Here is a 25,194-nt window from a genome sequence, read left to right as displayed (position 1 = left end):
CCGTCCCGTCCCTGGGGGCTGCGCCCCCAGACCCCCCTTGTCGCGCTGCGCGCTCGTCCTCAAACGCCGGACGGGCTGAAACTGCCTAGTGGGACTTGTGGAGGTGGAAGGTGAGGGAGAGGGGCTCGTCGGTGAAGGGGGGGCCGTAGGTGTCGTCGGGCTCGCCCTGGGCGAAGTCCGTGGCGAGGACCTCGTCGGCGATGAGGGCGGAGTGCTCGGACAGGGCGGCGATGACGGCCGGGTCCGTGGACGTCCAGCGCAGGGCGATACGGTCGGCCACGTCGAGGCCGCTGTTCTTGCGGGCCTCCTGGATCAGCCGGATCGCGTCACGGGCGAGGCCCGCCCGGCGCAGCTCCTCGGTGATCTCGAGGTCCAGGGCCACCGTCGCGCCCGAGTCGGACGCCACCGACCAGCCCTCACGCGGGGTCTCCGTGATGATCACCTCGTCGGGGGCCAGGGTGACGGTCTCGCCGTCGACCTCCACCGAGGCCTTGCCCTCGCGCAGGGCCAGGGACAGTGCTGCCGCGTCCGCCTCGGCGACGGCCTTCGCGACCGCCTGGACGCCCTTGCCGAAGCGCTTGCCGAGCGCGCGGAAGTTCGCCTTGGCCGTTGTGTCGACCAGCGAGCCGCCCACTTCGGAGAGCGAGGCCAGGGAGGACACGTTCAGCTCTTCGGTGATCTGCGCGTGCAGCTCGCGGTCCAGGGACTCGAAGCCGGTCGCGGCGACCAGCGCGCGGGACAGCGGCTGGCGGGTCTTGACACCCGACTCCGCGCGCGTGGCCCGGCCGAGCTCCACGAGACGGCGTACGAGCACCATCTGCCGCGACAGCTCCGGGTCGATGACGGACAGATCCGCCTCCGGCCAGGACGAGAGGTGGACGGAGTCCGGTGCGTCCGGGGTGACCGGGACGACGAGGTCCTGCCAGACCCGCTCGGTGATGAACGGGGTCAGCGGGGCCATCAGCCGCGTGACCGTCTCCACGACCTCGTGCAGCGTGCGCAGCGCGGCCTTGTCGCCCTGCCAGAAGCGGCGGCGCGAGCGGCGCACGTACCAGTTGGACAGGTCGTCGACGAAGGCCGAGAGGAGCTTGCCGGCGCGCTGGGTGTCGTACGCGTCCAGGGCCCCCGTGACCTGGTCGGTGAGCGCGTGCAGCTCGGACAGGAGCCAGCGGTCGAGGACCGGGCGCTCGGCCGGGGCCGGGTCGGCCTCGCTGGGCGACCAGCCCGCCGTACGCGCGTACAGGGCCTGGAAGGCGACCGTGTTCCAGTACGTGAGGAGCGTCTTGCGGACGACCTCCTGGATCGTGCCGTGGCCCACGCGGCGGGCCGCCCAGGGGGAGCCGCCGGCCGCCATGAACCAGCGGACCGCGTCCGCGCCGTGCTGGTCCATCAGCGGGATCGGCTGCAGGGTGTTGCCCAGGTGCTTGGACATCTTGCGGCCGTCCTCGGCGAGGATGTGACCGAGGCACACCACGTTCTCGTACGACGACTTGTCGAAGACGAGGGTGCCGACCGCCATCAGCGTGTAGAACCAGCCGCGCGTCTGGTCGATGGCCTCCGAGATGAACTGCGCCGGGTAGCGGCTCTCGAAGAGCTCCTTGTTCTTGTGCGGGTATCCCCACTGCGCGAACGGCATCGATCCCGAGTCGTACCAGGCGTCGATGACTTCCGGGACCCGGGTGGCCGGCTGCGTGCACTGCGGGCAGGGGAAGGTGACCTCGTCGATGAACGGACGGTGCGGGTCCAGGTCCGACTGGTCCGTGCCGGTCAGCTCGGAGAGCTCCGCGCGGGAGCCGACGCAGGTGAGGTGGCCCTCCTCGCAGGTCCAGAGCGGGAGCGGGGTGCCCCAGTAACGGCTGCGGGACAGCGCCCAGTCGATGTTGTTGTTCAGCCAGTCGCCGAAGCGGCCGTGCTTGACCGAATCGGGGAACCAGTTGGTCTTCTCGTTCTCCTGGAGGAGGCGGTCCTTGATGGCGGTGGTGCGGATGTACCAGGACGGCTGGGCGTAGTAGAGCAGCGCGGTGTGGCAGCGCCAGCAGTGCGGATAACTGTGCTCGTACGGGATGTGCTTGAAGAGCAGTCCGCGGTCCAGGAGGTCCTCGGTGAGCTTTTCGTCCGCCTTCTTGAAGAAGACACCGCCTACGAGCGGGACGTCCTCCTCGAAGGTGCCGTCCGGGCGGACCGGGTTCACGACCGGCAGGCCGTAGGCGCGGCAGACCTTGAGGTCGTCCTCACCGAAGGCGGGGGACTGGTGGACCAGACCCGTACCGTCCTCGGTCGTCACGTAGTCCGCGTTGACCACGTAGTGGGCTTGTGTGCCGGCCGGGAACTCCACCAGCTCGAACGGACGTTGATACGTCCAGCGCTCCATCTCGGCGCCGGTGAAGGACTCGCCGGTGGTCTCCCAGCCCTCGCCGAGGGACTTCTCGACGAGCGGCTCGGCGACGACGAGCTTCTCCTCGCCGTTCGTCACGACGACGTACGTGACGTCGGGGTGCGCGGCGACCGCGGTGTTGGAGACCAGTGTCCAGGGGGTCGTCGTCCACACCAGGAGCGCTGCCTGGCCGGCGAGCGGACCGGAGGTGAGGGGGAAACGGACGTACACGGACGGGTCGACGACCGTCTCGTAGCCCTGCGCCAGCTCGTGGTCGGACAGGCCGGTGCCGCAGCGCGGGCACCAGGGGGCGACGCGGTGGTCCTGGACCAGCAGGCCCTTGTTGAAGATCTCCTTGAGCGACCACCAGACCGATTCCACGTACTCGGGGTCCATGGTGCGGTAGGCCTCGTCGAGGTCGACCCAGTAGCCCATGCGGGTCGTCAGGTCGGCGAAGGCGTCGGTGTGGCGGGTCACGGACTCGCGGCACTTGGCGTTGAACTCGGCGATGCCGTACGCCTCGATGTCCTTCTTGCCGTTGAAGCCGAGCTCCTTCTCCACGGCGAGCTCGACCGGGAGGCCGTGGCAGTCCCAGCCGGCCTTGCGGGCGACGTGGTAACCGCGCATGGTGCGGAAGCGCGGGAAGACGTCCTTGAAGACGCGTGCCTCGATGTGGTGGGCGCCCGGCATGCCGTTGGCGGTGGGCGGGCCCTCGTAGAACACCCACTCGGGGCGGCCCTCGGACTGCTCAAGGCTCTTGGCGAAGATCTTCTGCTCGCGCCAGAAGTCGAGCACGGCGTGCTCGAGGGCGGGCAGGTCGACCTGGGCGGGCACCTGGCGGTACGTCGGCGCTGTCATCAGCGAGCTTCCTCCAACGGACTTTCTGCCTTCCGTCGGAGGGACGAGAGCCTGAGCTGCTACGAAGTAGCTGCGTCCTACGCCGTGTGCGGCGCGCTCCCGCGGTACCACCCTCCTTGGCTCCCCTGTGCGCGGTGTGCACTGGTGAGCCCCCTCATTGGGGTCGCGATACCGGGTCTACCGGCCTTGCCCGGGGGCTTCGGCTTTCTTCCGGCGGCTCCGGGGTGATCTTCGCGTCGCGCTCGCCCCCGGGCTTCCACCGTCCCCGGGTCGCTCTTGGCTGCGTACGCCGCTACTCGTCCCCATCCATGCTTTTCGCTCCGCCCAGTGTACGGCGCCGCGGGGACAGCGGCCGACCGGTTTACGGGGGCCGCGGCCGAGTGCTCCGGGGGTACGGCGCGACCCGCGGCCGAGGCGCCGTCGGGGCCCTTCCCCGGGGTACCGCCCTGGCCTGCGAACTGACCCGAATGGCGACGTCCCGGCGTCCGGATCCTGGGACGGCGGGCTCGGCGGATTACCGGGCGGGGAGCTGGGCACAACGCTTGCAGGCTTGCCGCGCGGCACCCGTGGGGCGGGCGAATCGCTGGCGTGCCCCGTTGCCGCGGGCCTGAAGTCGATTTATCGTCCCAGCACGATTCGCGAGCAAGATCACAATATGTGAAGGGGCCGCGGCCATGGTGGCGAAGAAGACCGCCGTACAGCAGTCGGCGTCCGGCAGATCCACGGGTCCGGCGGCCAAGGATGTGAGCGGCAAGAAGACCACGCACGGTGCACCCGCGGCGGGCGGAGCCAAGCCCGTGAAGACGGTGCGGGCGGCCGCCGCGAAGGCGAAGGGGAGCGGGTCCCCGGTGGACGGGGTCGCCGCAGAGGGGGCCTCGGGAGCGAAGAAGATCACCAAGAAGACGGCCGCGGGGAAGGCGGCCACCAAGAAGACGGCCGCCAAGAAGACGGTCGGGGGGAAACCGGCCGCTAAGAAGACGGCCGAAAAGAAGACGGCTGCCAAGAAGACGGCCGCCAAGAAGGCAGCGGTTACGGAAGCGGCCGTCAAGGAGACGGCCGCCAAGAAGGCAGCGGTTACGGAAGCGGCCGTCAAGGAGACGTCGGCTACGAAGGCGACCGCCAAGAAGGCGCCTGCCAGGAAAACGGCCGCCAAGAAGGCAGCGGTTACTGAGGCGGGCGTTACGGAGGCGGCCGCTTCCGAGGCGGGGGCCGCGAAGGCTCCGGCCAGGAAGGCGTCCGCCAAGAGGGCGGGGGCCAAGAGCACGGCCGGGAAGAGCAGCAGCAGGGCCAAGAAAACGGCCGCCTCGGCGGCCGAGGGCGCGGCCGAGGCCGCGGAGAAGACGGGAGCCACGACGGTGGTTGCGAAGAAGACTCCTGGCACGGCCACGGCGGCGAAGAACCCCACCGCGGTTCCCAAGGCACGGATCGCCGCGGCGGAGCCCGGCGAGCTCGCGGTACGCCCCGGTGAGGACCCCTGGACCCCGCAGGAGGCCGAGGAGGCGCGTGCGGAGCTGGCCTCCGAGTCGGCCCGCCTGAGCGCCGAGATCACCGCCTCCGAGCAGGCGCTGGCGGGGCTGATGCGGGACTCCGGGGACGGCGCGGGCGACGACCAGGCGGACACCGGCACCAAGAACATCACCCGCGAGCACGAGATGGCCCTCGCGGCCAACGCGCGCGAGATGCTCGACCAGACCGATCGCGCCCTGCTGCGTCTCGAGGCGGGCACCTACGGGCTCTGCGAGAACTGCGGCAACCCCATCGGCAAGGCGCGCATGCAGGCCTTCCCGCGCGCCACGCTGTGCGTCGAGTGCAAGCAGAAGCAGGAGCGCCGCTACTAGGGCGTGCCAGGCGTCGCGGGGCAGACGGGACTCTGCGGACACCCTCCAGGCGGCGCAGAGCCGGTCTGCTCCGCCGGTCACGGCGGGCCGGGGAGCGCCGTGGTCCGTTCGCCGCCGACCGGTGGCCGGCCGTTTTCCCGTCGGCGCGGGAGGCCGCCTGAGCACGAGGCCGGGAGGGGGTGTGCCGTACCCTCGTCCTCAGTCAGGCACCTAGGTTGAGGGACTCACGTGGCAGAGGCGGAGCGCATCATCGGTACGCCGGATACCCCGGACGCTTCGGGGGCCGAGCCGGAGCGGCCCGACGAGAACACGGCATCGGGCGAGCCGTCCGGCGCCGAGGACGCGCAGGCCCCGGCCGAGCGGCCCAGGGGCGGGCGCCGGATCGCCGTCCTGTTCACGGTCGCGGCACTGGCGTACGCCCTCGACCTGGTCAGCAAGCTGCTCGTGGTCGCGAAGCTGGAGCACCACGACTCGATCGCGGTCATCGGGGACTGGCTGAAGTTCGAGGCGGTCCGCAACCCGGGCGCCGCCTTCGGCTTCGGGGAGGCCTTCACCATCATCTTCACGGTGATCGCGGCGGCCGTCATCGTGGTGATCGCCCGGCTGGCGCGCAAGCTCTACAGCCTGCCCTGGGCGATCGCGCTCGGTCTGCTCCTCGGCGGGGCCCTGGGCAATCTGACCGACCGGATCTTCCGCACGCCCGGGTTCTTCGAGGGCGCGGTCGTCGACTTCATCGCGCCCAAGCACTTCGCGGTCTTCAACCTGGCCGACTCGGCGATCGTCTGCGGCGGCATCCTGATCGTGCTGCTGTCCTTCCGCGGCCTCGACCCGGACGGGACCGTCCACAAGGACTGAGTCACGGGGCGGCGTACGGGCCGCTCGGGGTGTACGTACCGCGGCTTCCACGGGTACGGATGTTCGGGCTCTGGTCGGGCGGTGTCGGACCCGTCCGGCATACTCGACGAGTGAGCACGATTCCCGAGATCCGTAACCTGCCCGTGCCCGACGGCCTGGAGGGCGAGCGTGTCGACGCCGCCATCTCCCGCATGTTCGGCTTCTCCCGTACGAAGGCCGCCGAGCTTGCCGCGGCGGGGAAGGTCACGGTCGACGGCTCGGTGGTCGGGAAGTCCGAGCGGGTGCACGGCGGTGCCTGGCTCGAGGTGGAGATGCCACAGGCGCCCGCGCCCGTGCAGATCGTCGCCGAGCCCGTCGAGGGCATGGAGATCGTGCATGACGACGACGACATCGTCGTCATCGTCAAGCCGGTCGGCGTGGCCGCGCACCCCAGCCCCGGCTGGAGCGGTACGACGGTCATCGGCGGTCTCGCCGCCGCCGGGTACCGGATCTCCACCTCGGGTGCCGCCGAGCGCCAGGGCATCGTGCACCGGCTGGACGTCGGCACCTCCGGGCTGATGGTCGTTGCCAAGTCGGAGCGCGCGTACACGTCGCTGAAGCGGCAGTTCAAGGAGCGCGTCGTCGACAAGCGCTACCACGCGCTTGTCCAGGGGCACCCCGACCCGATGAGCGGCACGATCGACGCTCCGATCGGCCGCCACCCGAACCACGACTACAAGTGGGCCGTGACGGCGGAAGGCAAGCCGTCGGTCACGCACTACGACCTCATCGAGGCCTTCCGCGCCGCCAGCCTCCTCGACATCAAGCTGGAGACCGGGCGCACGCACCAGATCCGCGTCCACATGTCCGCCCACCGCCACCCCTGTGTCGGCGACCTGACCTACGGCGCGGACCCCACCCTCGCCAAGCGCCTCGGCCTGACCCGGCAGTGGCTGCACGCGATGCGGCTCGGCTTCGAGCACCCCGGTGACGGCCAGTGGGCCGAGTTCGCGAGCGAGTACCCCGAGGACCTCCAGCAGGCGCTGGACAAGGTGCGGGAGGAAAGCTACGCATGAGCGACGGCTTGGTCCTGCGGGTCGCGGAGGACACCACCGACCGTGAGGCGTGCTTCGCGGTGCGCAAGGAGGTCTTCGTCGTCGAGCAGAGCGTCCCCGAGGACCTCGAGTACGACGCGTACGACGCCGACGCGCTGCATGTCCTGGCCCTCCGCGCGGACGGGACACCGCTGGGCACCGGGCGGCTGCTGCACGGTGAGGCGGCCGTCGCCAGGACCGGCGACCCGCTCGTGGGCTCCCTCGGACGGCTCGCCGTGACGCGCGAGGCGCGTGGGCTCGGCGTCGGGGTCGCCCTGGTGCGGGCCATCGAGGACGCGGCCCGCGCGCGTGGCCTGGTGGCCGTGGACCTGCACGCACAGACGCACGCGCTGGGCTTCTACGAGCGTCTCGGATACGTGGCGTACGGGCCGGAGTTCCCCGACGCGGGCATTCCGCACCGGTCGATGCGGCGCGCTCTGTAGCCACCGTCCGGCGGGTACCCGGGCCGGCCGAGCGGTCGCGACGGGGAGCCCGCCGACCGGCCGGCGGGTGTCACCGGGCGCGGGCGTCGTCGGCCCGGCACCGCAGGAACCGCCGCAGCGCGCACCGCCGCTGCGGCGCGCGCATTCTCCGCGTGGCACGCTGGACCTCTGGCTGTCCTTGATCGTCTAGACCGTCGGAGCGCTGACCGTGGATCAGTTGGCCCTGTTGTTCGTGCTGCTGCTCGGGGCCGTCGTGAGCGTCCCGGTGGGCGACCGGTTCGGGCTGCCCGCCCCGGTCCTGATGACGCTCCTCGGCATCGTGCTGGCCGTGCTGGATTTCGTGCCCAATGTGGACATCCCGCCGGACCTGATCCTGCCCGCGCTGCTGCCCCCGCTGCTCTACGCCTCCGTACGGCGTACCTCGTGGCGGCAGTTCACGGCCAACAAACGGCCCATCTTCCTGCTGGCCGTGGCGCTGGTGTTCGTCACGACGGTGGTGGTGGCCGTGGTCGCAGGCGCGATCGTGCCCGGACTGCCGGTCGCCGCCGCCGTCGCGCTCGGAGCTCTGGTCGCGCCGCCCGACCCGGTCGCGGCCACCGCCGTCGCCGGACAACTCGGACTGCCGCGCAGGCTGGTGTCGATCCTGGAGGGCGAGGGTCTCTTCAACGACGTCACGGCCATCGTGCTCTACCACGTGGCCATCGCCGCCGCGATCAGCGGCACCTTCTCGCTGCCGCGCGCCGCGCTCGACCTGGTGCTGTCCGCGGTCGTGGCGATCGCCATCGGAGTGGCGCTCGGCTGGGCCGCGAACAAGCTGATGGATCTGCTCGACGACGCCACGCTGCAGATCGGCCTGACGCTCCTGGTGCCGTACGCCTCCTACATCCTGGCCGAGGAGCTCCACGGGTCCGGAGTGCTCGCCGTACTGACCACCGCGCTGTTCCTGGCCGAGTACTCCACCGACGCCGACGACGTGCTGACCCGGCTCGCCGGGCACACGTTCTGGAGCGTGGTGGACACACTGGTCACCGGGGTCGCGTTCGGGCTGATCGGACTGGAGCTGCACAACGCCATCAGAACGGCCGCGGGGCGCTGGGGCGAGATGCTCGGGTGGGCGGCCGCCATCGTCGTTGTCGTCGTACTCCTGAGGCTGTTGTGGCTGCTGCCGGCTACCTGGCTCACCAAACGGCTGCACGCGAAGCGGGATTACGACGAGGAGATCCCGACGTCGTGGCGCGAGACCCTGGTGATGTGGTGGGCGGGGATGCGGGGCGTCGCCTCGGTGGCGCTGGCGCTGGCGATTCCGCTGGAGATGGAGGACGGGTCGCCGTTCCCCAACCGGGACGAGATCATCTTCATCGCCTTCGGGGTCATCATGGCGACGCTCGTGATCCAGGGGCTCACGTTGCCCTGGCTGGTCAGGAAGCTCGACGTGCGGGCCGACACGGACAGCGAGAAGGCGTTCGAGAAGACGCTCGCGGTCCGGGCGGCCAAGGCCGCGAAGCGGCGGCTGAAGGAGATCGAGGAGGTGGAGGACCTGCCCGAGGAGCTGTCCGAGCAGTTGCTGCGGCGGGCCTTCGACATCGGGGTGCGGATCAGCCCCGATCTGGGGGACGACGAACGGCGCGAGGCGCACGAGCAGCGGGTGCGGCGGGTGAAGCGGGTGCGGCGCATCCAGGGGGAGATGATGAGCGCGGCCCGGCACGAGGTGCTGTCCGCGCGGAGCGAGCCCGGGGCGGACCCGGAGATCGTGGACCGGGTACTGCGGCACCTGGATGTGCGCAGCTTGCGTTGACGCGTGCCTGCGTGCCTGCGTGCCTGCGTGCCTGCGTGCCTGCGTACCTGCGTGTGTACGTGCCGGTGCCGGTGCCGGTGTCCGTGCCCCGTTCCGGGCCCACTTCCGTCCAGCCGCGGTCTGTGCGGCTGCGACGGGACGGATGCGGTTGCCCGGGCAGGACCGGACCGGCCGCGACCGGGCCGGTCCTCGCGTTCAGCCCCGCCCCGTCCGAGGCGGCTCGTGGGCACGGCGGCCCGTTCCGCCGTGGACCCGTCCGTTGCTGTTGCCGGGGGGCAGCACGGCGTCGGTCGTGTTGACCCGGGGCAGCGCGTAGGGATGTTCCCTGGTCAGCCAGCGGATCATCTGCTCGCGCACGGTGACCCGCACCGTCCAGATGTCGTCCGCGTCCTTGGCGGTCGCCAGGGCGCGGACCTGCATGGTGTTGGGGGTGGTGTCCGTGACGGCGAGTCCCCAGTCCCGGCCGTCCCAGGCCGCGCACTCGCGCAGGATGTCCCTGAGCTTGTCGCGCATGGCGTCCACGGGCGCGGTGTGGTCGAGGTGGAAGAAGACGATGCCGGTCATCTGGGCGCTGCCGCGTGACCAGTTCTCGAAGGGCTTGGACGTGAAGTACGAGACGGGCATGGTGATCCGGCGCTCGTCCCAGGTGCGTACGGTCAGGAACGTCAGGGTGATCTCGTCGACCACGCCCCATTCCCCGTCCACCACCACGGTGTCGCCGAGCCGCACCATGTCACCGAAGGCGATCTGCAGCCCGGCGAAGAGGTTGCTCAGCGTGGACTGGGCGGCGACACCGGCGACGATGCCGAGGATGCCGGCCGAGGCCAGCAGCGAGGCGCCGGCCGCCCGCATCGCGGGGAAGGTGAGCAGCATCGCGGCGACCGCCATCACGCCGACGATCGCGGTCACCACCCGCTGGATCAGCGACACCTGGGTGCGCACCCGGCGGACCCGGGCGGGATCGCGGTGGACGGTCGCGTAGCGCGAGTACGAGGCCTCCACGATCGCCGTCGCGATGCGCACGACCAGCCAGGCCGCCGACCCGATGAGGACCAGCGTCAGGGTCCTGCCCAGGCCGACGCGATGGTCCTGCAGCAGCTGGGCCTGGTCGTAGGACCCTCTGAGCACGGCCGCGAACAGGACGAGCTGGAAGGGGACACGGCCGCGGCGCAGCAGGCCCCACAGCGGGGTCTCGTGGTGTCGGGCGTCGGTTCGTCGCAACAGCTGGTCGACGGCCCAGCCGATGACCAGCGTGATGACGACCGAACCGCCGACGACGATCAGCGGACGCAGTACGTTCTCCATGCCTCCGAACGTAACCGTCCCGGACGCACATGAACATGTGATCTCGGCTCGATCCGGGGTAGGGGCCCGCGCCCGCCTCTTCCCCCGGTGCCGGGTCGGCGGGTTCGACAGACTCCCTGGGGTCCCGGGCTCGGCCCCCGGCTCCCCGCGGCGCTGTCGGTGCAGGCTGGCACCATGGCCTCATGAACATCATGCTCTTTCACTCGACCTACGGGCCGCGCCCCGCGGTGCGTGCGGCGGCCGACCGGCTGCGTGCGGCGGGACACGAGGTGTGGACACCCGATCTCTTCGGGGGCCGCGTCTTCGAGACCGTCGAGGAGGGCAGGATCGCCCAGGAGGAGATCGGCAAGGACGAGCTGCTCAAGCGCGCGATCCTGGCCGCCGCGCCCTATTCCGAGCGGGGGCTGGTGTACGCGGGCTTCTCGCTCGGTGCCTCGATCGCGCAGACCCTGGCGCTCGGCGACGACAAGGCCCGCGGGCTGCTGCTCCTGCACGGCACGTCGGACATCGCGGAGAACGCCTCGGCGGACGAGCTGCCGGTCCAGCTCCATGTCGCCGAGCCCGACGCGTTCGAGACGGACGACTGGCTGAGCGCCTGGTATCTGCAGATGCAGCGGACGGGCGCCGACGTGGAGATCTACCGCTACCCCGGTGCCGGGCACCTGTACACCGACCCCGATCTGCCCGACTACGACGCCGAGGCGGCCGAGGCGACCTGGAAGGTGGCGCTCGGCTTCCTCGACGCGCTGTGAGACGCCGGCCCGCCCCGCGCACCCCGGGGCGCAGCCGGCCGTCTCCTCCGGCGCCCGGTCAGCGCACGGGGCCGTACACCCGCTCGACCTTTTGCGTGCCGGTCCGCGTGCGGTACGAACGGACCCAGGACGAGGTCGCGTCGGGGTCCGTGCGGTCGGACAGGACGTAGTAGTCCATCTGCGCGTGGTCGGCGGTGATGTCCAGGACGCCGTAGCCGTGGCGGTCGGTGTCGACCCAGTGGACGTGCCGGTTGGCCGCGCGGATGATCGGCGCGGCCACGGCGGAGACGGTGCCCTCGGGGACCTTGACGATGTCGTCGAGGTTGTCGGAGGAGACCGAGGTGATGACGAACTCCGTGGCGGCGGAGGCCGAGAGCGGGTACGTACCGGCGTCCACCGGCACGTCGTTGGCCCACGACATGTGGATGTCGCCGGTCAGGAAGACCGTGTTGCGGATGGCGTTGGAGCGCAGGTGGGCCAGCAGTTCGCGGCGGTCGTCCGTGTAGCCGTCCCACTGGTCGGTGTTGAGGGCTATGCCCTCCTGCGGGAGTCCCAGCAGTTTGGCGAGCGGCTTGAGGAGGTCGGCGGGGAGCGAGCCCACCGCGAACGGCGAGATCATCACCGAGTTGCCGACCAGCCGCCAGGTGGTGTCCGAGGCCTTGAGCCCGGCCTTCAGCCAGTCGAGCTGCGCCCGGCCCGTGATCGTACGGTCCGGGTCGTCGACCGATCCGCTGCCGGTGGACGCCTGTTGGGAGCGGAAGGACCGCAGGTCGAGCAGTGAGAGATCGGCCAGCTTGCCGAAGCGCAGCCGGCGGTAGGTGGTGCCCTCGATCGCCGGACGGACCGGCATCCACTCGAAGTAGGCCTGTTTCGCGGCCGCCTGACGTGCCGCCCAGGTGCCCTCGGCGCCCTCGGTGTGGTTGACCGCGCCGCCCGGCCAGGCGTTGTCGGCGAACTCGTGGTCGTCCCAGATCGCCACCACCGGCGCCTTCAGGTGCAGGGCCTGGAGGTCCGGGTCGGTCTTGTAACGGCCGTGCCGGGTGCGGTAGTCGGCGAGCGTGAGGATCTCGTTCGCGGGGGAGTGCGGCCGTACGACCGTGCCGCGCGCCGCGTACTCGCCGGACTTGTACTCGTAGATGTAGTCGCCCAGGTGCAGCCAGGCGTCCAGGTCGCCGCGCGCGGCGAGGTGGCGGTACGGCGAGAAGTAGCCCGCCTCCCAGTTGGCGCAGGAGACCACCCCGAAGCGCAGGCCCGCCACCGCGGCGCCCGCGGCCGGGGCGGTGCGGGTGCGGGCGACGGACGAGTCGGTGCCGCCGACGGAGAAGCGGAACCAGTAGTCCGTGGCCGGTTCCAGGCCGCGGATGTCGGCCTTGACGGTGTGGTCGGAGGCGGCGGTCGCGGTGAGGGAGCCCTTGGCGACGACGTGGGTGAACGCCTTGTCCAGGGCGACGGTCCAGGACACCTCGACGTCCGGGCCGAGCCCGGAACCGGGTGCGGCCTCCTCGGTCGGCGTCACCCGGGTCCACAGCAGGATGCCGTCGGGCAGCGGGTCGCCGGAGGCGACACCGTGCAGGAACGCGGGCGTCTCGGCGGCGGCGCGGGCCGGGAGCGCGGAGGTGAGCGGAGCGGCGAGCACGGCGCCGGCGGCCGCGGCCTTGACCACCGTACGGCGGCGAGGGGCGCGGAAGTGGGCTGCGCCCGGGGTCTGTTGCGGCTCGGGAGATCTGTATCGACTGGTCACGGGCGATCAGATTACTGATCGGTACGAACGAAGAGCGGGCGAACCGGTAAAAGTTCGCCCGCTCTTCGTTCGCCCGCACTTCAGGCGGAGGCCGGATTCCCGGTCGCCGTCAGCCCTTGAGGGCCGCGTCCACCACCTTGTTGAAGTCGGCCACCGTCAGGAGCGGGGAGCCGTTGTTGAGCTGCTTGCCGTCCATGGCGAAGCCCGGGGTGCCGGTCACACCCTCCTTGTTGTCGTCGAAGGTCTTCGACATGGCCATCGCCCAGGCGTCGTAGGTGCCCTTCTTGACCGCGTTCTGGAACTTCGTGTTGTTCTTCAGCGCGGAGACGGTGTTCGCGACCTTGATGAGGTAGGCGTCGTCCTTGAACTTGTCGGTCGTCTCGTCCGGGTGGTATTTCGCCGAGTACAGCGCGGTCTTGTACTCGAGGAACGCCTCGGGGCTGACGTTCAGGGCGGCGCCCAGGGCGCTCAGCGCGTTCTTGGAGCCCTGGCCGTTGTCGTGGCTGTCGATGAACGTGGCGCCGACGTACTGGAACTTGAACTTGCCGTCGTCGATGTCCTTCTTGACCGTCGAGCCGACGGTCTGCTCGAACTGGGCGCAGACCGGGCAGCGCGGGTCCTCGAAGACCTTGAGGGTCTTCTTGGCGGTGCTCTTGCCGATGACGACGGTGGTGCCCTTGGTGCCCGTGGTGTTGGCCGGGGCGACGACCTTGGCGTCCTTCAGGCCCTCCCAGTAACCCGGCTTGTTGTTCTGCACGACCGCGTAGCCGATGCCGCCGGCTATCGCGAGGACGGCGACGATGGCGCCGCCCACGATGGCCTGGCGCTTGACCTTGTCGCGCTTGGCCTGGCGCTCGCGCTCGAGGCGCAGCTTCTCCCGGGCCGCCGTCTTCGCCGCCAGGCTGTTCCGCTTGCTCATGTTGGTGATCTCCATGGGGGACGCGCACACGTCGTACGCGGGATACGTATGGGGGACTGCTGGTGCTCAAGGGCCCTCGCGCAGGGGCGATGGCTCAGGCGAATGGGCTGTCGCAGAAGCGATGGCTCAGGCGAAAGCGGCCGAGCGCGGCGGTCCACGCCGTCCCAGGGAGTGCACGAACAGCCGGGTACGGGCGGTGGCCGGCCGCGGTGCGGGACGGACCGGCCGGCGCGCGGGAGTGAGGTGCACGGCGACCGCCGCGACCGCGAGCAGCAGCGGCCGGAAGGTGGACGCGGCCACCGCGCGCAGCAGCTGGGCCAGCGCGCGCTCGCCGCGCCGCAGCCAGGCGGCCGCGAGGAGGCCGACGCAGAGGTGCGCGCCCAGCAGCAGCCAGGCGGCGGCCGGGTCGGCGTGCGCGAGCAGAACCGCCGCGCGGTCGCCGTTGCCGCCGGTCACCCGGGCGAGCGGGGAGCCGACGGTGCCGCCGCCGCACAGCACGTCGAAGCCGACCGAGCGCAGCGGGCCCGCGACCGGGCCGCCCGCCCTGCCGTAACAGACGTGCTGGCCGGTGGTGAACACCGTGTCGGCGGCCAGTTCCAGCGGGATCAGCAGGGCCGCGATCGGGCCGAAGCGGCGCTCGCGGCCCGCCAGCGCGTAGGCGACGACGAAGACGGCACCCGCGATCGCGGCCACGGTGTTCAGCGGCAGCGGCATCCGGGACAGCAGCACGTGCGACGTCGTCGAGAGCGTCACGACGACGGCCGTGAACAGAGCCGCGCGAAGGGCTCTGAGCTGGGTCCCGGATATGTCCATAGCGCTGGAGAGTGTCCCACGCGCTCCCGTAAGCGCCCCCTAAAGGGTCCCTGTGCGTTACGGGAGCGTTGTGAGACCGCTGCCGGCGGGCGGCTACAGGCCCGGGATCCGGCCGTTGCGGAACAGGTCCACGAAGATCTGGTGGTCCGCACGCGCGCGTGCGCCGTAGTCGTGCGCGAAGTCCACCAGGAGGTCCGCGAAACCGGCCTCGTCGGCCGCGATCGCCGCGTCGATGGCCCGCTCGGTGGAGAACGGCACCAGCTCCGAGTGGCCGCTCTCGTCGTCCGCCGCCGCGTGCATGGTGGCCGTGGCCCGGCCGAGGTCGGCGACGACCGAGGCGATCTCCTCCGGGTCGTCGATGTCGCCCCAGTCGAGGTCCACCGCGTACGGCGACACCTCGGCGACCAGCTGACCCGCCCCGTCCAGCTCCGTCCAGCCCAGCCACGGGTCGGCGTGCGCCTGGAGGGCGCGCTGCGAGATCACCGTGCGGTGGCCCTCGTGCTGGAAGTAGTCGCGGATCGAGGTGTCCGTGATGTGCCGGGAGACGGCGGGGGTCTGGGCCTGCTTGATGTAGATCACCACATCGTTCTCCAGGGCGTCGCTGTTGCCCTCCAGAAGGATGTTGTACGAGGGCAGGCCCGCCGAGCCGATGCCGATGCCGCGGCGGCCCACGACGTCCTTCACCCGGTAGGAGTCCGGGCGGGCCAGGGACGACTCCGGGAGCGTCTCCAGATAGCCGTCGAAGGCCGCCAGCACCTTGTAGCGGGTGGCCGCGTCCAGCTCGATGGCGCCGCCGCCGGGCGCGAAGCGGCGCTCGAAGTCGCGGATCTCGGTCATCGAGTCCAGCAGCTCGAAGCGGGTCAGCGAGCGGGCGTCGCGCAGCGCGTCGAGGAGCGGGCCCTCGGCCGTGTCCAGCGTGAAGGGCGGCACCTCGTCGCTCTTGGCGCCGGTGGACAGGGCGTGGATCCGCTCGCGGTACGCGCCCGCGTAGACCTTGACCAGCTCGGTGATCTGCTCGTCGCTGAGCGCCTTCGCGTACCCGACGAGGGCCACGGAGGCCGCGAAGCGCTTGAGGTCCCAGGTGAAGGGCCCCACGTAGGCCTCGTCGAAATCATTGACGTTGAAGATCAGCCGGCCCTGGGCGTCCATGTACGTGCCGAAGTTCTCCGCGTGCAGGTCGCCGTGGATCCAGACCCGCGAGGTCCGCTCGTCCAGATACGGGCCGCCCCGCTTGTCCTGGTCGAGGTCGTGGTAGAAGAGGCCCGCCGTGCCCCGGTAGAAGGCGAACGCCGACGCGGCCATCTTCCGGAACTTCACGCGGAACGCGGCCGGGTCGGCGGCCAGGAGCTCGCCGAAGGCGGTGTCGAAGACGGCGAGGATCTGCTCGCCGCGTTGCTCGGCGCTGAGCTGCGGGACCGACATCGCTGGGTGCCTCCTGGTGCAGGTGGTGCGTGACATGGGCGGAACGGGCGGGCCGTCCCCCGGGACGGGTCTTCCGTCCACTTCCAACGGACGAAGGTACGCGGGAGTGCCCGCGTTCCCCGCACGAAGGTACGTGGGTCAGCCCCCGGAGTGTCAGTGCTCCGGCATAGACTTCGACGCTGTCCCCCGGACTGTCCGCAGCCGTTCGACGCCCGTTTCCCTTGGAGGCCCAAGCCGTGTCAAAGCCGCCGTTCACGCACCTGCACGTCCACACCCAGTACTCGATGCTGGACGGTGCCGCGCGGCTCAAGGACATGTTCAACGCGTGCAACGAGATGGGCATGACCCATATCGCGATGAGCGACCACGGCAACCTCCACGGGGCGTACGACTTCTTCCACACGGCGCAGAAGGCGGGCGTCACGCCCATCATCGGCATCGAGGCGTACGTCGCCCCGGAGTCCCGGCGCAACAAGCGGAAGATCAAGTGGGGTCAGCCGCACCAGAAGCGCGACGACGTGTCCGGTTCGGGTGGATACACGCACAAGACGATCTGGGCGGCGAACAAGACGGGCCTGCACAACCTCTTCCGGCTCTCCTCGGACGCGTACGCCGAGGGCTGGCTGCAGAAGTGGCCGCGCATGGACAAGGAGACCATCTCCCAGTGGTCCGAGGGTCTCATCGCGTCCACTGGCTGCCCCTCCGGTGAGCTCCAGACCCGGCTGCGCCTCGGCCACTTCGACGAGGCCCTGAAGTCGGCCGCCGAGTACCAGGACATCTTCGGCAAGGACCGTTACTTCCTGGAGCTGATGGACCACGGCATCGAGATCGAGCGCCGGGTCCGCGACGGCCTCCTGGAGATCGGCAAGAAGCTCGGCATCCCGCCCCTGGTGACGAACGACTCGCACTACACGTACGCGCACGAGGCGACCGCGCACGACGCCCTGCTCTGCATCCAGACCGGCAAGAACCTCTCGGACCCGGACCGCTTCCGCTTCGACGGCACCGGCTACTACCTGAAGTCCACCGACGAGATGTACGCCGTCGACGCCTCGGACGCCTGGCAGGAGGGCTGCGCCAACACCCTCCTGGTCGCCGAGCAGATCGACACCGCCGGGATGTTCGAGAAGCGCGACCTCATGCCGAAGTTCGACATCCCGGACGGCTTCACCGAAGTCACCTGGTTCCAGGAGGAGGTCCGGGTCGGCATGAACCGCCGCTACCCGGGCGGCGTCCCCGAAGACCGCCAGAAGCAGGCGGAGTACGAGATGGACGTCATCATCCAGATGGGGTTCCCGGGCTACTTCCTCGTCGTCGCCGACTTCATCATGTGGGCCAAGAAGAACGGCATCGCGGTCGGCCCCGGCCGAGGCTCCGCGGCCGGCTCGATCGTCGCGTACGCCATGGGCATCACCGACCTCGACCCGATCGAGCACGGGCTGATCTTCGAGCGGTTCCTCAACCCCGAGCGCGTCTCCATGCCCGATGTCGACATCGACTTCGACGAGCGCAGGCGCGTCGAGGTGATCAGGTACGTGACGGAGAAGTACGGCGCCGACAAGGTCGCCATGATCGGCACGTACGGAAAGATCAAGGCGAAGAACGCGATCAAGGACTCCGCGCGCGTGCTCGGCTACCCGTACGCGATGGGTGACCGCCTCACCAAGGCGATGCCGGCCGACGTCCTCGGCAAGGGCATCGATCTGAACGGCATCACCGACCCCTCGCACCCGCGCTACAGCGAGGCCGGCGAGATCCGCGGAATGTACGAGAACGAGCCGGACGTCAAGAAGGTCATCGACACCGCCAAGGGCGTCGAGGGCCTGGTCCGGCAGATGGGTGTGCACGCGGCCGGCGTGATCATGTCCAGCGAGCCCATCGTCGACCACGCCCCGATCTGGGTGCGGCACACCGACGGCGTCACCATCACGCAGTGGGACTACCCCCAGTGCGAGTCGCTCGGCCTCCTGAAGATGGACTTCCTGGGCCTGCGCAACCTGACGATCATGGACGACGCCATCAAGATGGTGAAGGCCAACAAGGGCGTCGACCTGGAGATGCTCGCCCTCCCGCTGGACGACCCCAAGACCTTCGAACTGCTCTGCCGCGGTGACACGCTCGGTGTGTTCCAGTTCGACGGCGGCCCGATGCGTTCGCTGCTGCGCCAGATGCAGCCCGACAACTTCGAGGACATTTCCGCCGTCTCGGCCCTGTACCGGCCGGGCCCGATGGGCATGAACTCGCACATCAACTACGCGGAGCGCAAGAACGGGCGCCAGGAGATCACCCCGATCCACCCGGAGCTCGAAGAGCCCCTGAAGGAGACGCTGGGCCTGACCTACGGCCTCATCGTCTACCAGGAGCAGGTGCAGAAGGCCGCCCAGATCATCGCCGGCTACTCGCTCGGCGAGGCCGACATCCTGCGCCGCGTGATGGGCAAGAAGAAGCCCGAGGAGCTGGCGAAGAACTTCACCATCTTCCAGGCCGGCGCCAAGAAGAACGGCTTCTCGGACCAGGCGATCCAGGCCCTGTGGGACGTGCTGGTCCCCTTCGCCGGCTACGCGTTCAACAAGGCGCACTCCTCCGCGTACGGACTGGTCACCTACTGGACCGCGTTCCTCAAGGCGAACTACCCGGCCGAGTACATGGCGGCGCTGCTCACCTCGGTGAAGGACGACAAGGACAAGTCGGCCGTCTACCTCAACGAGTGCCGCCGCATGGGCATCAAGGTCCTGCCGCCGAACGTGAACGAGTCCATGTCCAACTTCGCCGCCCAGGGCGACGACGTGATCCTCTTCGGCCTGTCCGCGGTGCGCAACGTCGGTACGAACGTCGTGGAGGCGATCATCCGCGGCCGCAAGGCCAAGGGGAAGTACGCCTCCTTCCCCGACTACCTCGACAAGGTCGAGGCGGTCGTCTGCAACAAGCGCACCACCGAATCGCTCATCAAGGCAGGCGCGTTCGACACGATGGGGCACACCCGCAAGGGCCTCACCGCGCACTACGAGCCGATGATCGACAACGTGGTGCAGGTCAAACGCAAGGAGGCCGAGGGGCAGTTCGACCTCTTCGGCGGCATGGGCGACGACGCAGCGGACGAGCCGGGCTTCGGACTCGACGTCGAGTTCACGACCGACGAGTGGGACAAGACGTATCTGCTCGCCCAGGAGCGGGAGATGCTCGGTCTCTACGTCTCCGACCACCCGCTCTTCGGCCTGGAACACGTCCTGTCCGACAAGGCGGACGCCGGCATCTCCCAGCTCACCGGCGGTGAGCACGCGGACGGCGCGGTGGTCACCATCGGCGGCATCATCTCGGGCCTGCAGCGCAAGATGACCAAGCAGGGCAACGCCTGGGCGATCGCGACGGTGGAGGACCTCGCCGGTTCCATCGAGTGCATGTTCTTCCCGGCGACGTACCAGCTGGTGTCGACCCAACTCGTCGAGGACGCCGTGGTGTTCGTCAAGGGACGCCTCGACAAGCGTGAGGACGTGCCGCGGCTGGTCGCGATGGAGCTGATGGTCCCCGACCTGTCGAACGCGGGCACCAACGCGCCGGTGATCCTGACCATTCCGGCGATGAAGGTCACCCCGCCCATGGTCAGCCGGCTCGGTGAGATCCTCACCCACCACAAGGGCGACAGCGAGGTGCGCATCAAGCTCCAGGGCCCCGGCAAGACGACGGTGCTACGGCTCGACCGGCACCGCGTGAAGCCGGATCCCGCGCTCTTCGGCGACCTGAAGGTGCTGCTGGGGCCGGCCTGCCTGGCGGGCTGACGGCAGGACGGCCGGCCGGCGGCCGCGGAGAGTGATGTACGCGAGGGGCGCACCCGGAAAAGGTGCGCCCCTCGCGGTGTGTACCGGGGCTTCAACAGCCCATGCGCCGGCCTCAGTTGTGGCCGAAGCGCTTCTGGTGCTTACGGGCAACATCAGCGGGGCTGCCCTGGATGTGCTGGACCGGCGTGTCCTGCGCCTCGGACGCGGTGGACCGCGCGTGCTCCTGCGCCTGCTCCGACTGCGAGGAGCGGTCCTGCTGGGCACCCTGCTTACGGTTCTTGTTCTTGGCCATGGTGACTGCCTCCTGAGGGGGATCTAGGGGCCAGGGCCGGGACCAGATTCACATAGGCCGACAACTCGCGCATTTCGGAGAATTACCGTGCGTAATAAGCGCTGTCGGAGAGTGATCCGCCGATGCGCCACGCCGAAGATCGAGTTCGGGCCGTTAACCTTCGCGCCGTCGGGCAGACTCGAAGCAAGCCCGAAGCAAACCTCCCGGAAACCGGAAAGAGGGTGGACCCCGTGGACCGCTGCATCGTCCTGGTGGACGCCGGGTATCTGCTCGGGGCTGCCGCCAGTCTGCTCGCCGGGGAACCCTCTCGCTCCCGGATCACCGTCGACCACGCCGCCCTGATCCAGGGGCTGCGCGAGCGCGCCGAGTCCGACACGGAACGGCCCCTGCTGCGCATCTACTGGTTCGACGGCGCCCCCGACCGCGTACCGCAGCCCGAACACCGCAGGTTGCGGGTGATGCCGCGCGTGACGGTGCGCCTCGGTGCGCTGACCCGCAGCGACGGGCGGTGGGCGCAGAAGGGCGTCGACGCCGCCATGCACGCCGAGCTCACCGAGCTGGCCCGCAACCGCGCCTGCTCCGACGTGGTCCTGGTGACCGGTGACGGGGATCTGCTGCCGGGCATGATGGCGGCCAAGGAGCACGGGGTCGCCGTACACCTGTGGGCCGTACAGGCCGCCGACGGCGACTACAACCAGTCCGAGGACCTGGTGGCCGAGGCCGACGAGCGCCGCGTGCTGGACCGGACCTGGATCACCAAGGCCGTACGGGCCAAGGACCTCGGCGGGATCTGCGCGCCGCCGCCGGTGCCGCGGCCCGAGATCGCGGCCATCCTCTCCGCGCCGCTGCCCGAATCCGCCCTCTCCGCCGCCGCCGAGCGCTCCGAGGAGACCGAGCACGTCACGGCGTCCGATTCCCGCAACGGCGTACAGGAGCGGGTTCCCGCGCCCAAGGGGGTCCCCACCCCCAAGGACCTGGCCGCCCTGCGCGGCCCCGGCACCCAGCCCGCTCAGCACCCGGCGAGCGCCACCCTGCGCTGGTCCTCCGACAAGGGCTGGGTCGAGCGACCCGGCGGTTCCGCCGAGTCGGCGGAGGCCGCCGCGCTGCCCACGCTCGCCCAGCTCACCTCGGCCGAGCAGCGCTGGGCGGACCGCGAGGAGGACATCACCACCGTCGGCGGCGACCCCTTCGAGGTGGGGCAGGTCTTCGCGCGCCGCTGGATGGAGCGCCTGACCGACCAGACCCATCTGCAGAAGCTGTCCGCCATGTATCCGCGTGTCCCGCACCGGGTGGACGGGGAACTGCTGAGGTACGCGGCCAGGTTCGGGCTGCTCGCGCACAAGGACGACCAGATCGACGAGCACGACCGGTACGCGATCCGGGCCGGTTTCTGGCGCGAGATCGACGTGCGTACGGCGACGGAGCACGCGCCCGCGGGGGAGTGAGCGACGGCCCCGGGCGCATAACGGGCCATCGGACCCCGTAGTCTCGTCCCTCGTGAGTACGCGCACGGCACAGGCAGTCCGAAGGGGACACGGTGACGATGTCGTGTGCGCGGTCCGAGGGCTGACCAAGACCTATCCGGCGGTGCGCGGACGACGCGGCACCCCCGCCACTCCCGAGGTGCGGGCCACCGACGAGGTGCGTCTCGACATCCGGCGCGGAGAGATCTTCGGCCTCCTCGGGCCCAACGGCGCCGGCAAATCCACCCTCGTACGGCAGCTGACCGGGCTGATGCGGCCCGACAGCGGCAGCGTCGAGATCCTCGGGCACGACATCGTGCGCCACCCGGAGCGGGCGGCGCGGATCCTCGCGTACCTCGGGCAGGAGTCGACCGCCCTCGACGAGCTGACCGTGTCCCTGGCCGCGGAGACCACCGGACGGCTGCGCGGGCTCGAACTGCGCGCGGCACGGGCCGAGCGCGACGCGGTGCTGGACGAGCTCGGCCTCACCCCGCTGGCCGGCCGCCCCCTCAAGAAGCTGTCCGGCGGACAGCGGCGGCTGGCCTGTTTCGCCGCCGCCCTGATCGGGGAGCGGCCGCTGCTCGTCCTCGACGAGCCGACCACCGGCATGGACCCCGTCGCCCGGCGTGCCGTCTGGGCCGCCGTCGACCGGCGCCGGGTCGAGCGCGGCACGACCGTCCTGCTGGTCACCCACAACGTCATCGAGGCGGAGACGGTTCTCGACCGCGTCGCCGTGCTCGACCAGGGCCGGGTCATCGCCTGCGACACCCCGGCCGGGCTGAAGGAACGGGTCGCCGGGGAGGTGCGGGTCGAGCTCGTCTGGCGCCAGAGCGCCCCGCTGGACGTCCCCGAGGTCGCCGCGCTGCGTGCCCGCGCCGTCGAGTCGGGCCGCCGCTGGACGCTGCGGCTCGCGCCCGAGGAGGCCCGCGCGGCCGTCGCCACGGTCACCGGAGGCGCCGCCTTCGCGGCCCTGGACGACTTCACGCTGGCCACGCCCAGCCTGGAGGACGTGTATCTGGCGCTGGGCGGGAACACCCTCGGGCTGCAGGGGCTGGTGAAGACATGAGTACCAGGGGCGTGGAATCCGTACCGGAGGCTGTCCGGAGGGGACGCGGGGCGGTGCGCGGGCGGAACCTGCGAGAAGCTGTGGGCGCTGGGAACAGGACGGCTGCCGGAGCGAAGGGGAGCAGCTCGACGTGAGTGTCGTACCCGCTGGGGTTCTGCCGGGCAGTGCGCTGCCCGTGGCCGACGATGCCGGGCATGCCGCGGAACTGGGGCCGCGTGCCCGGTTGTGGCCGTCGCTGGCCGCCGTGTACCGGGCGCAGCTCTCCCGGGCGCGGGTCGCGCGGATCCCGCTGCTGTTCGTGGCCACCTTCCAGTCCGTCGGGATCATGGTCCTGATGCGGGGCGTGGTGGACGGCGGGGGCGAGGCGCGGTCCGTGGTGGCCGGCGCTTCGGTCCTCGTGGTGGCCTTCGTCGCCCTCAACCTCCTTGCGCAGTACTTCGGCCAGCTGCGGGCCGGCGGCGGGCTCGACCACTACGCGACGCTGCCGGTGCCGCCGGCCGCCGTGGTGCTCGGCGCCGCGGGCGCGTACGCCTCGTTCACCGTGCCGGGGACGCTCGCGACCGCCGTCTTCGGCTGTGTGCTCTTCGGGCTGCCGATGACCCATCTGTGGGTGCTCCTCGCGGTGATCCCGCTCGCCGGGGCCGCGCTCGCGGGTCTCGGCGCCGCCCTCGGCCTGCTCGCGCCCCGGCCCGAACTCGCCACGCTGCTCGGCCAGTTGGGGATGTCCGCGGCGCTGCTGCTGGGCGTCCTGCCGCCGGACCGGCTGCCGACGGTCGTCCAGTACGCGCGGGATCTGCTGCCCTCGACCTACGGCGTCGAGGCCTTCGCCCGTGCCTTCGACCGTCACCCCGACTGGGCCTTCGTCCTCGGTGACCTGGCCGTCTGCGCGGGTGTCGGGGTCGCCTCGCTGGCCGTCGCGACCTGGGCCTACCGCCGGGCGGCCGTCCGGTGACGCGGCCGGCAGCCGGGCCTGGCACGATGTCAGGGTGACCGCACCGCTTACTCCGCCGCCGCCCCCGCACCAGCAGCCCTCGCACCACGCCTGGCAGGCTCCGCCCGCCGACGGTGGCGCAGGGTTCTCCGAGTACGCGCAGGGCGGCCCCGGGATGAAGACCGAAGTGCGGGAGGCCGCCGTGATCACGGTGGCGGTGGCAGTCGGCGGGGTGCTGCTCGGGCTGCTGTGGTGGTGGCTGGCGCCGCATGTGCCGCTGGTCGGGGGTCTCGTCGACAAGAAGTGGGTCGTCTACTTCAAGGACAGCGAGGGCGAGCAGGCCATCGGGGTCGACGGAACGTTCACTCTCCTCGCACTCGCGTTCGGGGCGGGCAGTGCGCTGGCCGTGTTCCTGCTGCGGCGGCGCGGCGGTGTGCCGCTGGTCGTGGCGCTCGCGGTGGGCGGGCTGCTCGGGTCGCTGCTCGCCTGGCGGGTGGGGGTGTGGCTGGGACCCACGACCGACGTGATCGCGCATGCCAAGGCTGTGGGCAAGGGGGTGACCTTCTCCGCGCCGTTGAAGCTGGGGGCGAAGGGGGCGTTGCTGGCCTGGTCCCTGGCCGCGCTGGTGGTTCACCTGGGGTTGACGGCCCTGTTCGGGCCGCGGGATCCCGAGCCGTATCCGAGCCCGTATGCCGCGTCGCCGCCGGTGCCTCCGGCCGGGTAGCGGTTCGTTGGGGCGGGCCCGGGGTTTCTCGCCCCCTCCGCCCCTGCCCGTCCCGTCCCTGGGGGCTGCCGCCCCCAGACCCCCGCTTCGGCCCGGACGGCCTCGTCCTCAAACGCCGGGCGGGCTGAAAGCGTCTACGCCGGGCGCCTTCCGTGGTTGGAACGGCCTTTTCTGGTGCGCCATTTGCGCTTTCGGGTTCTCTTCGACATGTCTCTCGTACTTAACCGAGGACGGGGCGTACGTCGAGGGGTCAGGCACGGGCGACGGGGGCGGAGACGGCTTCCGTGAGGTGGGTGAGGTCGGTGGGGGAGAGTTCGACCTCCAGGCCGCGGCGGCCCGCCGAGACGCAGATCGTGCGGTGGGCGGCGGCCGAGGCGTCCAGGACCGTGGGGAGCTTCCTGCGCTGGCCCAGGGGGGAGATGCCGCCGCGGACGTAGCCGGTGGTGCGCTCGGCCGCCGCCGGGTCCGCCATGGCCGCGCGCTTGCCGCCCACCGCCGTGGCGAGGGCCTTCAGATCGAGGGAGCCCGCGACAGGAACGACGGCGACCACCAGCGAGCCGTCCACGTCCGCCACCAGGGTCTTGAAGACCCGGTCGGGGGAGACGCCCATCGCCTCGGCCGCCTCCTCGCCGTAGGACGGGTGCGCGGGATCGTGCTCGTACGCGTGCACGGTGTACGGGACTCCCGCGGCCGTCAGGGCGACCGTCGCCGGGGTGCCGCCGGGCTGCTGCTTCTTCGTCTTCTTCGCCATCGC

At 70.7% G+C, this 25,194-nt stretch carries 19 protein-coding genes; 11 read left to right on the top strand and 8 right to left on the bottom strand.

The window, feature by feature from the left end:
- Positions 1-85: 85 nt before the first annotated feature.
- The gene (gene ileS / locus ACFVYF_RS01815) at positions 86-3,232 is read right to left on the bottom strand and encodes an isoleucine--tRNA ligase (RefSeq protein WP_389449205.1); all 3,147 of its coding nucleotides are present in this window, start codon (positions 3,230-3,232) and stop codon (positions 86-88) included.
- A 674-nt stretch (positions 3,233-3,906) separates the two neighbouring features.
- On the opposite strand from ileS, the gene ACFVYF_RS01810 reads away from it, so the two are divergent.
- From ACFVYF_RS01810 to ACFVYF_RS01790, 5 genes are all read left to right on the top strand, one after another.
- A complete protein-coding gene (locus ACFVYF_RS01810) occupies positions 3,907-5,070 on the top strand; it encodes a TraR/DksA C4-type zinc finger protein (RefSeq protein WP_389449202.1) in 1,164 nt (387 codons plus the stop codon).
- A 228-nt stretch (positions 5,071-5,298) separates the two neighbouring features.
- Positions 5,299-5,925 (top strand): signal peptidase II, encoded by a 627-nt coding sequence (lspA, locus tag ACFVYF_RS01805; RefSeq protein ID WP_389449199.1) that lies wholly within the window; start codon positions 5,299-5,301, stop codon positions 5,923-5,925.
- 110 nt (positions 5,926-6,035) lie between these two features.
- Positions 6,036-6,980, top strand: coding sequence for an RluA family pseudouridine synthase (locus ACFVYF_RS01800; RefSeq protein ID WP_389449197.1), 945 nt, complete (start codon positions 6,036-6,038; stop codon positions 6,978-6,980).
- Positions 6,977-7,441: a GNAT family N-acetyltransferase gene (locus ACFVYF_RS01795; RefSeq protein WP_389449195.1), complete on the top strand. Its 465-nt coding sequence runs from the start codon at positions 6,977-6,979 to the stop codon at positions 7,439-7,441. The genes ACFVYF_RS01800 and ACFVYF_RS01795 overlap by 4 nt, the downstream gene beginning before the upstream one ends.
- A gap of 208 nt (positions 7,442-7,649) precedes the next feature.
- Entirely contained in the window at positions 7,650-9,236 is a 1,587-nt protein-coding gene (locus tag ACFVYF_RS01790; protein ID WP_389449192.1) for a Na+/H+ antiporter, read from the top strand.
- A 195-nt stretch (positions 9,237-9,431) separates the two neighbouring features.
- Here the strand turns inward: ACFVYF_RS01790 and ACFVYF_RS01785 are convergent, their stop codons facing one another.
- Positions 9,432-10,541 carry a mechanosensitive ion channel family protein gene (locus ACFVYF_RS01785; protein WP_389449190.1) on the bottom strand — a complete coding sequence of 370 codons (1,110 nt, stop codon included), beginning with the start codon at positions 10,539-10,541 and terminating at the stop codon, positions 9,432-9,434.
- Positions 10,542-10,723: 182 nt separating this feature from the next.
- Here ACFVYF_RS01785 and ACFVYF_RS01780 point away from each other — a divergent pair, with 182 nt between their 5' ends.
- The gene (locus tag ACFVYF_RS01780) at positions 10,724-11,293 is read left to right on the top strand and encodes a dienelactone hydrolase family protein (RefSeq protein ID WP_389449187.1); all 570 of its coding nucleotides are present in this window, start codon (positions 10,724-10,726) and stop codon (positions 11,291-11,293) included.
- Positions 11,294-11,351: 58 nt separating this feature from the next.
- Here ACFVYF_RS01780 and ACFVYF_RS01775 read toward each other — a convergent pair whose 3' ends face one another.
- The 4 genes from ACFVYF_RS01775 to ACFVYF_RS01760 all read right to left on the bottom strand — a co-directional run bounded on the left by ACFVYF_RS01775 (position 11,352) and on the right by ACFVYF_RS01760 (position 16,188).
- On the bottom strand, positions 11,352-13,034 hold the full coding sequence (locus ACFVYF_RS01775) for an alkaline phosphatase D family protein (RefSeq protein WP_389449184.1): 1,683 nt from the start codon (positions 13,032-13,034) through the stop codon (positions 11,352-11,354).
- A gap of 109 nt (positions 13,035-13,143) precedes the next feature.
- On the bottom strand, positions 13,144-13,953 hold the full coding sequence (locus ACFVYF_RS01770; protein WP_389449182.1) for a thioredoxin domain-containing protein: 810 nt from the start codon (positions 13,951-13,953) through the stop codon (positions 13,144-13,146).
- A gap of 126 nt (positions 13,954-14,079) precedes the next feature.
- Positions 14,080-14,766 (bottom strand): hypothetical protein, encoded by a 687-nt coding sequence (locus ACFVYF_RS01765; RefSeq protein WP_389449180.1) that lies wholly within the window; start codon positions 14,764-14,766, stop codon positions 14,080-14,082.
- Positions 14,767-14,859: 93 nt separating this feature from the next.
- Positions 14,860-16,188, bottom strand: coding sequence for a DUF2252 domain-containing protein (locus tag ACFVYF_RS01760; protein WP_389449178.1), 1,329 nt, complete (start codon positions 16,186-16,188; stop codon positions 14,860-14,862).
- A 236-nt stretch (positions 16,189-16,424) separates the two neighbouring features.
- Here ACFVYF_RS01760 and dnaE point away from each other — a divergent pair, with 236 nt between their 5' ends.
- Positions 16,425-19,964 (top strand): DNA polymerase III subunit alpha, encoded by a 3,540-nt coding sequence (dnaE, locus tag ACFVYF_RS01755; RefSeq protein ID WP_389449176.1) that lies wholly within the window; start codon positions 16,425-16,427, stop codon positions 19,962-19,964.
- Between the two features lie 112 nt (positions 19,965-20,076).
- On the opposite strand, the gene ACFVYF_RS01750 is transcribed toward dnaE, so the two are convergent.
- Positions 20,077-20,256, bottom strand: coding sequence for a hypothetical protein (locus ACFVYF_RS01750; RefSeq protein WP_383280119.1), 180 nt, complete (start codon positions 20,254-20,256; stop codon positions 20,077-20,079).
- A gap of 230 nt (positions 20,257-20,486) precedes the next feature.
- Here ACFVYF_RS01750 and ACFVYF_RS01745 point away from each other — a divergent pair, with 230 nt between their 5' ends.
- The 4 genes from ACFVYF_RS01745 (at position 20,487) to ACFVYF_RS01730 (ending at position 24,440) form a co-directional block, all read left to right on the top strand.
- On the top strand, positions 20,487-21,701 hold the full coding sequence (locus tag ACFVYF_RS01745; protein ID WP_389449172.1) for an NYN domain-containing protein: 1,215 nt from the start codon (positions 20,487-20,489) through the stop codon (positions 21,699-21,701).
- Positions 21,702-21,804: 103 nt separating this feature from the next.
- Positions 21,805-22,785, top strand: a complete 981-nt coding sequence (locus ACFVYF_RS01740; RefSeq protein WP_389449169.1) for an ABC transporter ATP-binding protein — start codon at positions 21,805-21,807, stop codon at positions 22,783-22,785.
- 130 nt (positions 22,786-22,915) lie between these two features.
- Complete coding sequence (locus tag ACFVYF_RS01735; RefSeq protein ID WP_389449166.1) at positions 22,916-23,737, top strand: ABC transporter permease; 822 nt, start codon at positions 22,916-22,918, stop codon at positions 23,735-23,737.
- Positions 23,738-23,771: 34 nt separating this feature from the next.
- Positions 23,772-24,440, top strand: a complete 669-nt coding sequence (locus ACFVYF_RS01730) for an AAA family ATPase (RefSeq protein WP_389449164.1) — start codon at positions 23,772-23,774, stop codon at positions 24,438-24,440.
- Positions 24,441-24,690: 250 nt separating this feature from the next.
- Here ACFVYF_RS01730 and ybaK read toward each other — a convergent pair whose 3' ends face one another.
- Positions 24,691-25,191 (bottom strand): Cys-tRNA(Pro) deacylase, encoded by a 501-nt coding sequence (gene ybaK, locus ACFVYF_RS01725; RefSeq protein WP_389449161.1) that lies wholly within the window; start codon positions 25,189-25,191, stop codon positions 24,691-24,693.
- Between the last annotated feature and the right edge of the window lie 3 nt (positions 25,192-25,194).

The organism is Streptomyces sp. NPDC058274 (assembly GCF_042881375.1).
In the GTDB taxonomy this organism is placed as follows: Bacteria; Actinomycetota; Actinomycetes; order Streptomycetales; family Streptomycetaceae; genus Streptomyces.
The sequence above is the reverse complement of the archived record's forward strand: the minus strand, read 5'-3'. Positions and strand labels throughout refer to the sequence as shown.